Annotated in this window: 9 protein-coding genes; 4 read left to right on the forward strand and 5 right to left on the reverse strand. The window is 44.1% G+C overall.

The features are described 5' to 3' along the window. Positions 1-38: 38 nt before the first annotated feature. From FRX45_RS11010 to FRX45_RS11025, 4 genes are all read right to left on the reverse strand, one after another. Entirely contained in the window at positions 39-1982 is a 1944-nt protein-coding gene (locus FRX45_RS11010; protein ID WP_152268476.1) for an SGNH/GDSL hydrolase family protein, read from the reverse strand. Positions 1983-2193: 211 nt separating this feature from the next. Next, entirely contained in the window at positions 2194-4332 is a 2139-nt protein-coding gene (locus tag FRX45_RS11015) for a TIM-barrel domain-containing protein (protein ID WP_152268477.1), read from the reverse strand. 83 nt (positions 4333-4415) lie between these two features. Then, complete coding sequence (locus FRX45_RS11020; RefSeq protein WP_152268478.1) at positions 4416-6191, reverse strand: SGNH/GDSL hydrolase family protein; 1776 nt, start codon at positions 6189-6191, stop codon at positions 4416-4418. 23 nt (positions 6192-6214) lie between these two features. Further along, positions 6215-7756 (reverse strand): sulfatase, encoded by a 1542-nt coding sequence (locus FRX45_RS11025; RefSeq protein WP_226805257.1) that lies wholly within the window; start codon positions 7754-7756, stop codon positions 6215-6217. Positions 7757-7897: 141 nt separating this feature from the next. Here FRX45_RS11025 and FRX45_RS11030 point away from each other — a divergent pair, with 141 nt between their 5' ends. Then, the gene (locus FRX45_RS11030; protein ID WP_152268480.1) at positions 7898-8350 is read left to right on the forward strand and encodes a DinB family protein; all 453 of its coding nucleotides are present in this window, start codon (positions 7898-7900) and stop codon (positions 8348-8350) included. 148 nt (positions 8351-8498) lie between these two features. Further along, complete coding sequence (locus FRX45_RS11035) at positions 8499-9608, forward strand: family 20 glycosylhydrolase (RefSeq protein WP_152268481.1); 1110 nt, start codon at positions 8499-8501, stop codon at positions 9606-9608. Between the two features lie 13 nt (positions 9609-9621). Here FRX45_RS11035 and FRX45_RS11040 read toward each other — a convergent pair whose 3' ends face one another. Continuing rightward, the gene (locus FRX45_RS11040; protein WP_152268482.1) at positions 9622-9918 is read right to left on the reverse strand and encodes a hypothetical protein; all 297 of its coding nucleotides are present in this window, start codon (positions 9916-9918) and stop codon (positions 9622-9624) included. 220 nt (positions 9919-10138) lie between these two features. Here FRX45_RS11040 and FRX45_RS11045 point away from each other — a divergent pair, with 220 nt between their 5' ends. Together FRX45_RS11045 and FRX45_RS11050 are read left to right on the forward strand one after the other, a co-directional pair. Continuing rightward, positions 10139-10657, forward strand: coding sequence for a DUF4382 domain-containing protein (locus FRX45_RS11045; protein ID WP_152268483.1), 519 nt, complete (start codon positions 10139-10141; stop codon positions 10655-10657). Between the two features lie 329 nt (positions 10658-10986). Beyond that, positions 10987-11682 carry a 3-keto-disaccharide hydrolase gene (locus FRX45_RS11050; protein WP_152268484.1) on the forward strand — a complete coding sequence of 232 codons (696 nt, stop codon included), beginning with the start codon at positions 10987-10989 and terminating at the stop codon, positions 11680-11682. The last annotated feature ends 189 nt before the right edge of the window (positions 11683-11871 follow it).

Raw genomic sequence — 11871 nt, forward strand, 5'->3', positions numbered from 1 at the left:
CTGTTTTATGATACCCCTGTTTAACCTATTGAACATTATTATTCATTCACCAAAAAATGTACAATGCGACAGGCATTTCCTTTCGAATCTTTGTTCTTTTGAGCTATGATCTGCACCTTCAATATATGTTTCCTCTTTGGTAAACCATCGGCTAATACCAGGTACCAGGGCAGATGCAATCCCCCACTCCATTGTGTGTACAGATCAATGGTTTTGGCAGCCTTTCCATCCACCGAATATTTTATCATTCCCGCATCCGGACCCGCAACAATAGCAATGCCCGCAGCAGTTCCTGTAAATGAAAAACCAAAAGATGCACCGGCTTTACCTGATTCAAGTACGGGCACATGCACAAAGCCCTGCCTGGTTCCTCCTTTGTCAAGCGGATGCCAGTTGGCGTTCAGCGAAAAATCCTTCAGTGCAGTGGCCTTATCCACGCTTACATATCTTCCATTATCATAAGCTGCTTTATATCTGGCCGCCGGAAGTTTTACAGGAACCAATCCTTCTTCTTTATATTCCTCGCCAGCCTTTTTTAAAAGTGCTTTAATAGCCTGAAAATAAATTTCCTGGCCAAAAGGAGAAGGATGCAGATCTTTAAAATCAGCTTCCCAGGTAAACTCTTTCTTAGCAATACGCTGCTGCACTTCGTGTGCAAGATTAAGAAAGGAAAGTTGGTAATACTTTGCCATCTGGTCGTGCAAGGCTACTTCAGCAGGTGTTTTTCCATTTTCGTAGTCCCTGATCTTGTCTTCGTCTGCAAAAGCCATTAACACAATATTCATATAAGGATTAGCCGTAAGCGCATGCCTTATGATGCCTTCCATTGCTTTTTGCTGTTGTGCCACTGGCGTTTGATTGGCCAAATCATTTACAGCCGCTTCCACAAACAGCAGGTCAACTTTCCCCTTACTTAAAACATCTGTCTGCAAACGAAAAGCATGCGGCACACTTCCCAGGGATGCAATGCCTGCATATATAAAATGAAATTTTGTTTGCGGATAAACTTCCTGCAGGTATTTGGCCGTTTTATCTTTCCAGCCGGGGTTTTGCGTTATGGAACCGCCTAAGAAAGCAACCGTCAGCTCCTTTTTTTCTTCGACCTGGTAAAATGTATTGTTCAGGCTGCCATAGCTGTGCACAAACTTTTCATTAGAAAGCGTTTGCTTTAAAGGGATCGTATGATTGAAAATAAAATCCGCATATTGCTCAGGATCTTTAATCGTAAAATGATGTCCTACATCATTCACGCCTTCCGTCATGTAATCCACGCGAATATTGCCTCCATACTTTTTATAATTCTTTTCCAGTACTGCTGTATTTTCAGCCAGTGGCACTATGCTGTCTCTTTCACACACCACGTGCACAACAGGTACTTTATACGCGGCCAATACCTCCAGGTTGTTAACCGGGTTATCGGCAAAGGCCATTGCCTGCTCTTCAGTATAGTTATATGCTTTGAATAATTTTTTCCAGTCGGCATCGCTGCCTCTCCCTTTTCCTTTGCCACCGGGCCAACTCTTAATGTCTAATACAGGCGCTTCGGCATAAATGCAACTCACCTTACCGGGATTCCGTTTAGCCCATGCATATACATACAGTCCGCCGCGGCTTACCCCTTCCAATGCCGGCTTTTCTGAAAATTGTTTTTCGCGTATAAGATAATCGTAAAATTGTTCCCATACCTGCATGGCTTCTGCACTGCCAAACATATCGCCACAATCAATATACGCGATATGAAAGCCGCGTGATAAAAGGATGCTGTCCATATCCGTATGCCAGTCGGGAAAATAGGCCCGCCATACCCACGGGTTTCCCGGCAAAGCCTGTTGCGGTGCTACAATACGTGCCTGCCTTCCCTCAAAAACAAAACTGTGTTTAACAAAGCCATGCCATGCGCTTTGTTGCGGCTCCTGCTGTGCAAATACGGATGTGCAGCCGAAGATGCAGAGCAATAATATCTTTATGATGATCTTTTTCATATACCTGTAATAGTACCCGCCCGCCTGCCCGACTGAGTCATTCAGGCGCGGTTGAACACCTTTCGGACGGGGTGAGTGGTGAATAGTCAATAGTGAGAGGAAGACCCTTTCATCGCTCCTTTCTCGTCTCTCGTTTTCCCTGCAATTTGCAACCTGTAACCGGCCTCCTGTCCCTGAAACCTGCAACTTGTAACCTGCCCCAAACCCCCTCCTACTTCGTCATAAATTCCCACGTAATTTTATTGTAGTGAAACGCCTTGCTTTCAGGCAATTTAGCCGAACCTTTTAACTTTCCTTCCTTATCTTTTTTTACCGACAATAACGCCCTGGCATAAGCGCCTTTTTCATAGTCAAAGGTTTCCCCGTCATCGTCGTATAATTGTATACTGTTTTCTGTATGTCCATAATGCCTCACAGTTAAAGGTAATATTTCATCCTTACCCGGCGTATGCAATACCGGCGGTATCATTGGAATAATGGCTCCTTCTTTTACAAACAAAGGGATGTTTTGAAGTCCCGGTTCAATTTCAATTATAGCGCCATTGCCTGCAAGCCTGCCCGTATAGAAGTCGTACCAGTTGCCTTTGGGCAACACTACCTTCCTGGTTTTTTCACCGGCGAACATGGGCGCCACCAATAAATAATCGCCCAGCATGTACTGGTCTTTTATATCCTGCTTTATCGCTGTTTCATAAGGATTGTCGGATGAATTTAAGTTACCTCTTTCTTCTTTGGCATTAAAGAAAAATCCTTCTTCGAGATTCATGGCCCTCACCGGAGGTTTGCCCTCGAAATGATATTGTGCAAATGCATTGTACAGGTAAGGCAACAATTGCATGCGCAGCAACATTACCGATTTCACTTCATCGGCCACATCAGCAAAAGTCCAGGGTTTGGTTCCATCCGCCCATGCATTGAGCATAGCCATGGGTGAAAAACAAACCGACTGCATACGGCGCAGCCATTCCTCCGATGTTTTGGAGGAACGTGCTTCCGGCGTCCATAGTACGCCTATAAAACTACTGTTGCATAAAGCGGTGATGAAGTCACGGTGATTGTAATAATCATTATAGATCACATAAGGCAAAGACGGAGCGCCTGCATTGGAAGCCCGGGTTAACCCGTAAGTGCGCTGATTTTTTTCGCGGAACCACTGGTCGCTCATTTTCTGAAACTGCAAACCATATATCTGGCGCATTTGCTCACCACTTAGCCCGGAAGGAAATTTAGCGCCATCGGGCCAAAGCCATACATCAAAGCCATCCGTTTCATCAACTTTATAACCCGACACGCCGATACCGAGATGCTGTTGCGAAAAAAGTTTTTTATACAAATCCTGTACCGGAGGTAAAGTAAGGTCGGGTACCACACCGGCCCAAACGGTATGGGTGCCGGTGTACGGTAGTACATCTTTATAAATGGGTGAATGGGAAGATACATAAGGATTGATCCACAGGTTAACCCTGATGTTCCTATCCAATAGCCCGCGAACAAATTTTTGCGGCTGTGGAAAACGGGTACTGTCCCAAACAAAATTATTGGGATAGGAGTAGGTTTGCCAGCCGGGTTCCAGGCCTATAAAACTTAAAGGATATCCTCTTTGTTCAAAAGCATCCACTTCTTTCATCACCTGCTTACCGGAAAAAAGCGTTGGCGTACGTTGGGTAAAGCCCAATCCCCACTTGGGCGGTAATACACCTCCGCCGCAAAACAGGTTATAGCGCTGTACTACTTCTAATGCATTGCTGCCTGCAAAAACGTACACTTCCGTACCCGGCGCAGGCACTACTATTTCCACCGCATCGGAGTAAGGTTGCGGATCCCAGTTGGACTGGGTATTCCGGTTCATTTCATCAGGCGGGTTTTTGCTATCCTTTCTAACCGCTATACCCGCATACACTTTAATGCGGCGTGCGGCATTTATTAAAACACCGTAACCTTTATCGGATATATACAGCGCTACCGGCGCATGGGTGCGGCCATCGTCTTTTCCACCATAATGATCTACCTGCAATTCTTTAATGGTGCCTCTTTGCTGAACCGATTTAAAATTCAATCCCAGTCCAAAAAGTTGTTCTTCTCTTTCCAGGGGGAACCTAAGCAGCGTTTTGGCATCAAAAATTTCGTTTACGCTTTGCTGTAAGTTTGCCGGGAAAGACGGTTCACCCAATTTTGAAAGCGCCGCTCTATTGGGCTCTATACCTGCAATACTTAACGGACTTACTTTTTCCGGAATGCCGGCCAGGGCTTTCCATACCCCCGGCGCTACCTGCTGCCATTGAAAAGATTTTTCCTGGGCACTAACAACAATGCAACTAAAAGTTAAACTTAAATAAATCAAATACTTCATGCTGGTGGTTTATGGTTTTCATAATCATTTCCCGTATCATTCAAAAATTTGAAAGATACTAAGCAGCCCATTATCATACGCTATTATTTTTTAAGATAGCCGGCTAATACGGGCGCCAGTTTATTATAACCTGTGGCGTTGGGGTGCAGTCCGTCGCTAAAAAGACTTTCATCAATTTTACCGGAGGCCTTAAGGAATACCCGGCCGGGATTAATATAGGTAACCTTCATTGTGGTTGCCAGTTTTGTAATTTTTTCATTGATCTCCCGCACTCTTTTTTCCATATCTCTTCTCGGGAATATACCAGACAGCAGTATGCCTGTTCCCGGCTGACGCAGTTGAACGGCTTCCACTAACCATTTCAATCCGGCTATTATTTCTTCATTGGTATTGATGGCCAAATTATTGGTGCCTATCATCAACACCACGTGTTTTGCGGTATACCCTTCTAATGCGCCGTGGTACACCCTCCACAGCGCATTCTCTATCCTATCCCATCCAAATGCCATATTTCTGAGATCCAATGGCGCCAGGTAGCGGTTCCACGAATCCTCCCCTCTTGCAATCGGATCTCTGGGTTCACCGGCCCAGTAATGAATTATTGAATTAGCGATAATTACATTGCGGGGTGGAGATTTTTTATTGAGTTCGCTGATGGCATTGTGTCTTCCACGCCAGTCGTACCCGTCGCGGCTTTGTATTATCGGCTGCGTGGTGCTGTACACCGGATTGGCAGGCTCATGCACAATTTCGCGAATGGCCTTCGTGTAGGCATCGGCGTGCTGTTTCATGCCCAGGTCCGTAGGATGGCTGCCGTCTACAGTTGAATTAATATCCATTCCCAGCGCTGCATTGGATAGTATATAAATATTTTTAACGCCCTCGCTTTTTAGCTTCGCGAAGGTTTGCTGCAATACTTTAGTGGATCTTTCGCAATCCTCCACCCTTTTAGCATTGATGATACCTGAATGAGAACCCAGGCTATGTTCAACCAAAAGTATAGGTGTGGTAGATCGTTTAGCCTGCAGTCCTTTCACCGATTCCCTGATTTTATTTTCCAGTTCTTTATCAGGAATATTGACCAGGTTGGGCAAGCAGTCAAGCACGTATATTTTAGCGTCAATTTCTGTCATCAGGTCAATCACCGGCTTTTCTAATCTTCCATTGCCCGAAAAACCAAGATTAATCAAAGGATAATCCAACTGACGTTCTAATATAGCGGTCCACGCCATGCCCGGCCGGGATGCGCAACCACCCTGGGCTATAGAAGTGCCATAGATCACTACCGGTTTCTCTTCCGAAAGCGGCATCGGGATAAACGTATTTCCTTCCGGCACGCCAATTTCCATCCAGCTAACGGCATTGTATAGGGGCAGGAACAATCTGAATTCACAGTCTCTTCCTTTAAATTGCCGGTCCACTTCTATATTAGCATACTGGTAGGTTATGGTATCAGAAAAATGATATTTTCCCGGCGCCCACACCCAGTTCCCGCTATGGTCAAGAGCATACAGGTCTACCCCACTTACGCCCGTAGCCGGCATATGTGGCATGGCGAAATTGCCTTTTGAAGTTACACCATAACGAACTGCGATATTACTTGCATTCGTCTTGAATTTGATGTACAAACCTGCGCTGTGCCGCGATAAATTCCATACTTCTTTTCTTACGGTTGGTTCTGCCCTTGCGGGTAAGCGGTCGTAAAAGCTTTTTACTTCCTTTGGCCATGCCTGTCCTTCGAGAACAGGAAAAGCATTGCCGGCAGGATTCCACCAGGCAATGGTATCTGTTGCCTGCGCCGCGGCTTTTTCAACAATCAAAAAACAGATCAGTATCCCAAACAGGTATTTTAATTTCATACTCCGGTTTTTTAAACTCGTATTTATAAGGATGCTTTTTCACCCGGCCATGGCGCCGGCTTACCGGTTGCTTTATACAGCGGCTTTTGGGCCTTTACTTCTTTTAAATATGCCGTTAACTGGCCGGCAAGGTTCTTCACCTTAGCCGGGTATTTTTGTGCAAGGTTATTATGCTCTCCAATATCGCCTTTTATATTAAACAATTCCGTCCGTGCATCTTTATAATAATAAATCAATTTCCAGTCGCCTGAACGGATGGTGCTGGTTGCTCCGATACCGGGTCCTGCAGGGCCCCAGTTATTGGGAAAATGCCAGTACAGGTTACGGCTTTTTCTTTTGGCCTGAGGGTTTTTTAAAAGATCTTCAAAAGATGCACCATCAACATGCTGTACTGTTTTTGTTGCTTTTATACCGGCCAAAGAAAGGATGGTTGGGAAAAAATCTTCAGCGATAATATATTGGTTACAGGAACTGCCGGCTTTGGTAACGTCCGGCCAGCTCACGATCATTGGTTCCCGTATGCCGCCCTCATATGCAGAACCTTTACCACTGTTGAGCGGAGCGTTATGCGTATGGGGTTTGCCCGCACGGGCCTGGGCGCTCAGCCCGCCGTTGTCCGACATAAAAATGATGATCGTATTACCTGCAATATTTTTTTCATCAACGTAATTCAAAATATCATTTAAACTCTTGTCCATTCCTTCTATCATAGAAGCATAGCGTGCTTCGCTTTCGGGTAAATCCCGGTCTTTGTATTTTTTGTAATAACGATGATCGGCCTCCAATGGAACATGTATGGCGTAATGCGACAAATACAAATAGAATGGCTTATGCAATGAGCGCGCCGTGTCCATTGCCAGAATAGCCTCCTTAGTAAGCGCATCGCTCAGGTTAATATCCTGTCCCCAGTATTTTTCCAGTCCCGGAATGGACCATACCTGTTTGCCGGGGTCTGTTGAATTATTGCCAAAATCATTTAAACCCTGGTAAGTAGCCGGACCGCCTGCCGCGTGTCCGGCAATATTCACATCAAAGCCAAGGTTTTTAGGATCAGCCCCCGGCGTACCCATTGCGCCCCAGTGCGCTTTACCGCAATGAATGGTATAATATCCGTTGCTGCGCAAAACCGCGGGTAACGGGGTAGCATACACGGTGCGCTCAATACCGGCTACGGGTGATAATCCATTTACATTCCATAATGGATACTCAAGTACATCGTCTTTTGCATCATTAGAGGCATTTTTTCGCAAAGTCCAGTTGGTTACCCGGTGCCTTGCAGCATTCATTCCCGTCATCAAACTCACACGGGTAGGCGAACACACGCTGCTGGCATAAGCCTGGGTAAATTTCATACCCGAAGCAGCCAGGCGTTCCATAGCGGGGGTATGATACAAATGGTTAAAAGGCGTTGCTTCATTCCAGAAAGGAACCGAAGTATCCTGCCAGCCCATATCATCCACCAAAAAAAAGATGATATTGGGTTTGGGGTTATCCTGCGCGGACAATGCGCCGGGCGTACTCACACAAAACAATAAAAAAGCAATGAATAGAAGGGATCTTTTCACATTCAGGTTTATTTAACAGGCAGCGCTTCATACAAATCATTGCTTTCAAAAACCTCAGCGGCTACGCAATGCGAATAAAGGCAAAAATTGGGGTTGAACCTAAAACAAATACTATAATTTTATGAACAATTTACATCGTTTATGACAGCTACCATCAATGAACTCCAAACTATTATAGAAAAATACTGCCCACTGCTTAAAACGGTTAGTGACGCTGATTACACATACAAACCATTACCGCATAAGTGGAGTAAAAAAGAAATACTGGGTCATTTGGTAGATTCAGCGCAAAATAATACCAGGCGGTTTATTGTAGCCCAATATGAAGATGAGCCTCAGATCACCTACCAGCAGGATGAGTGGGTAAACATCTGCAATTATCAGGAATACCCTGTGCAAGACTTAATTCAACTGTGGCAACTGCTGAACCGGCATATCTGTATTATTCTTGCCCATACGGCTGCCGAAAAACAAAACAGAACGGTATTCACAAGCGAACCACATACCATGGGCTGGGTAGCGTCAGATTATAATAAACACCTCTTACACCATTTGCACCAGGTGCTGGATATGGAGCCTGTAGCCTACCCGTGATGGGTGTTTGAATGAATGTGCAAATGAAAATTTTTTAGTTCCCTCTATGGTGCTTCTATGCAACTATGTGTCTATGTGTCTATGTGTCAAAAAATAAATTGTTTTTGCTGTGCCGGACTGTTTTAACAAAAATGCGTAAATTGGTTTTATGAAAAAAACAGGCATTCCTTTACTGTTTTCCATGATCATTTTTATGGTAAGCAGCAATGCTTCCGCTCAAAATGCTTTAGACAGTATATTGCCCGTTCGCGGGTTTTGTATTGCGGCGCCGATGCCAAAAGGCGTTGATTCACTTGTGACCTTTATTAATAAGGAACTGGCTCCCCGCAAAGTAAATACACTGATCCTTCGTGTAGATTATAATTATCAATATACCAGTCACCCCGAATTGCGCGATAGTATTGCTTTGTCAAAAACGGATGCTAAAAAGATAGTAGCCGCCTGCCGGGCGAACGGAATAAAAGTAATACCGCAGGTTAACCTGCTTGGGCACCAGTCGTGGGCGAACAAAACGGCTAATCTTTTACTAAAATACCCGCAATTTGATGAAACGCCTCATGTAAAAATGCCGGAAAAATATGTATGGCCCAATGCGGATAGTTTGTACTGCAAGAGCTATTGCCCTTTGCATCCCGGTGTTCATAAAATTGTATTTGCATTGATGGATGAGATTTGCGATGCGTTTGAAACAGATGCTTTTCATGCGGGTATGGATGAAGTATTCTATATTGCCGATACCAGGTGTCCCCGCTGCGGTGGAAAAGATAAGGCCGAACTGTTTGCCGGAGAGGTAACCCGTATACACGACCATCTTGCCGTTTCAGGAAAAAAACTATGGATTTGGGGCGACAGGCTGATTGACGGATATACCACTGGGTTGGGCATGTGGGAAGCCAGTCATAATAACACATATCCTGCGATTGATATGATCCCAAAAGATGTGGTAATATGCGACTGGCATTACGAACGGCCCGATAAAACAGCGGTATACTTTGCTATGAAAGGCTTCAATGTAGTTACCTGCCCCTGGCGGAACCCATCCATTGCATTAAGCCAGCTCAACGATATGATCAGTTTCAGAAATGGATCAACACCTGAAATGAACTCCAGGTTCAGGGGAATGGTTCAAACCGTATGGTCGGGCGCCGATGGATTCCTCAGAGGTTATTATGGCGGCACAGAAAATACGCCGTCAGGCGGGAACACCCCATGGGATTCCTTCCGGGTGCTATACCAGGAGATCAACAAGCTGCAATAAAAAGCGGGTAGTGCTACACTACCTGTTTCATGATCTCCCTTTCAGAAAAGCGTACCAGAGGTTTAAACCGCTCATACCAGTCTTTCCACTGATCACCGCCCAGCTCTTTTTTCAGATCTGTTTCATAATCGGACAAACGGGCATAGGGTAATTCAATAATGAGGCGGTAACCTTCGCCGGTAAAATCAGTTAAAACCCTTGTGCCGGTGGGATGAAGCAGTAAGTCTTTTTGAATCCCTTCATCCAATAAAGCTTTGGCATCACGGTAGCGGCCAAACTGAAGATGGAAAATTTCGCGAAAGATGTACATAACCCATTTGTTAAGATGAATAAGTGCTTGTAATAAATATACTCAATAGATCAGTAAATAAAGATTTTGTTACATATAATAATTGAATTCTTATAATCTAATGATAATAAATCTCCCTTAAAATTAATAATTGTGCATTTAAACAGACAAAGATTTCTTCTACTGTTTTTTGTGGTGTTATGGCATGATTTTTTCAACCTCTTTGCAAAATTTATAACTTATGTCCGTACGTAATTTTTGTTTGCTGATTATTTCAGCTACCATGTTGCTGGCAATAACATCCTGCCAAAAAGACAATAAGAATGATTCTACACATTTAAAAATCAAGCTTACGGATAATCCCTACCAGGCTTCAGAAGTGAATGTGGACATCATGGAAGTAAACATAAAATTAAATAATGATTCTGCCGGCTGGACGCGGCTTGAAACACATGCAGGCATTTACAACCTGCTGGATCTGCAAAACGGCATTGATACAGTATTGGCGCAGGGCGTTATTCCCACTGGCACACTCAAAGAAATCCGCTTTGTACTTGGCAATGAGAACAGCATTAAAATTGGAGACGCAGTTTATCCCCTAAGTATTCCCAGTGGTGCGGAGTCGGGCTTAAAAATTAAGCTTAATAAAACACTCAATGCCTCTTTGGATTCTTTATTGATTGATTTTGATGCTGCACTGTCCATTTTGCAGGAAGGAACCGGTGATTATAAATTAAAACCAGTGCTGAAGATTAAATAATTAACTGATCTTGACCACGTAAAAGAAGCTAAGTTTTTTTCAAGAACTTGGCTTTTTTCGCTGCAATTATAGCCGAACTTATACTATAGTGCCAATAGACTGGCATTGCATCATATCTATTCTACCTTCCATGCTTTTAAGGATTGTTCCGCAATCGTATGGCCCGGAACGGGAAATTTAATAATAAACCGAAATGCCGGCACCATAAAACTGTTTAATATCCTGTAATATGATTAATTTGTAGGGTTAAAGTTCTAAAAACAACCGAATGCACGGTGTTAGGGCTGATTTGGATATTATCATCAATATATTCCTCAACATAGCTGCGTATGAAAATAATTTTCTTCATCTTCATCCTGATTCCTTCCGGACTGTTGTCTCAATCTGCCTCCTATAGCCTTTTTAACGGACGCGATTTAAGCGGATGGCATATAGATGTTCCGGAAATGGATACGAATGCCCTGGCTAGAAATCCTTTTATCATTAGAAACGGACTGCTGGTAAGCTTAGGCGAACCCAATGGACATTTGATCACAGATTCCATTTACAAGAATTTTAGGTTACAGGTGGAATACCGCTTTGCCGGTAAACCGGGAAATTGTGGTGTGCTGGTATTTGCTTCCACTCCCCGGTCACTTTATAAAATGTTTCCCAAATCCATTGAAGTGCAAATGATGCATGAAAACGCGGGTGACTTCTGGTGCATTGTGGAAGATATAGCCGTGCCTGATATGAAAAAACGGCGGGGAGCAAAAAAAGAATGGGGCATAACGGAAGGTAAAAAAAGAAGGATACTCAACTTAACAGACGGATCCGAAAAGCCTTTGGGAGAATGGAACACGATGGTAGTGGAATGTCTAAAAAATTCGATACGGGTATGGGTAAACGGCGACCTGGTCAACGATGGTTTCAACTGCACGGCGGAAAAGGGTCAGATCGCGTTACAGGCTGAAGGCGCAGAAGTAGAATTTCGAAAAGTTGAATTAACGCCTATTGCCGCGTTGTCGGCGGCTGTTAAAAAGTAATTGGCGTTGCCACCAGGCGCTATAGTTTTGCGTAAAAGTTAATATCATCCGATTTAAAACTGCATAGGTTTCATCCATCAAACAATAACCACGGAATGAGGACGCGGGATTGCTTTACCAGTCGATAAACGGCCATCCGGTTTCTTCCTCAAGCAATAAACTCCCTTATTTTTGTAGCAAAACAGACCG

This window comes from Agriterribacter humi (assembly GCF_009192765.1).
Classification (GTDB): domain Bacteria; phylum Bacteroidota; class Bacteroidia; order Chitinophagales; family Chitinophagaceae; genus Agriterribacter; species Agriterribacter humi.

Coding starts and splice junctions, on each gene's coding strand:
- FRX45_RS11035 (WP_152268481.1), top strand. CDS start 8,499: ATGAAAAAAACAGGCATTCCTTTACTGTTTTCCATGATCATTTTTATG.
- FRX45_RS11045 (WP_152268483.1), top strand. CDS start 10,139: ATGTCCGTACGTAATTTTTGTTTGCTGATTATTTCAGCTACCATGTTG.
- FRX45_RS11030 (WP_152268480.1), top strand. CDS start 7,898: ATGACAGCTACCATCAATGAACTCCAAACTATTATAGAAAAATACTGC.
- FRX45_RS11040 (WP_152268482.1), bottom strand. CDS start 9,918: ATGTACATCTTTCGCGAAATTTTCCATCTTCAGTTTGGCCGCTACCGT.
- FRX45_RS11015 (WP_152268477.1), bottom strand. CDS start 4,332: ATGAAGTATTTGATTTATTTAAGTTTAACTTTTAGTTGCATTGTTGTT.
- FRX45_RS11020 (WP_152268478.1), bottom strand. CDS start 6,191: ATGAAATTAAAATACCTGTTTGGGATACTGATCTGTTTTTTGATTGTT.
- FRX45_RS11010 (WP_152268476.1), bottom strand. CDS start 1,982: ATGAAAAAGATCATCATAAAGATATTATTGCTCTGCATCTTCGGCTGC.
- FRX45_RS11050 (WP_152268484.1), top strand. CDS start 10,987: ATGAAAATAATTTTCTTCATCTTCATCCTGATTCCTTCCGGACTGTTG.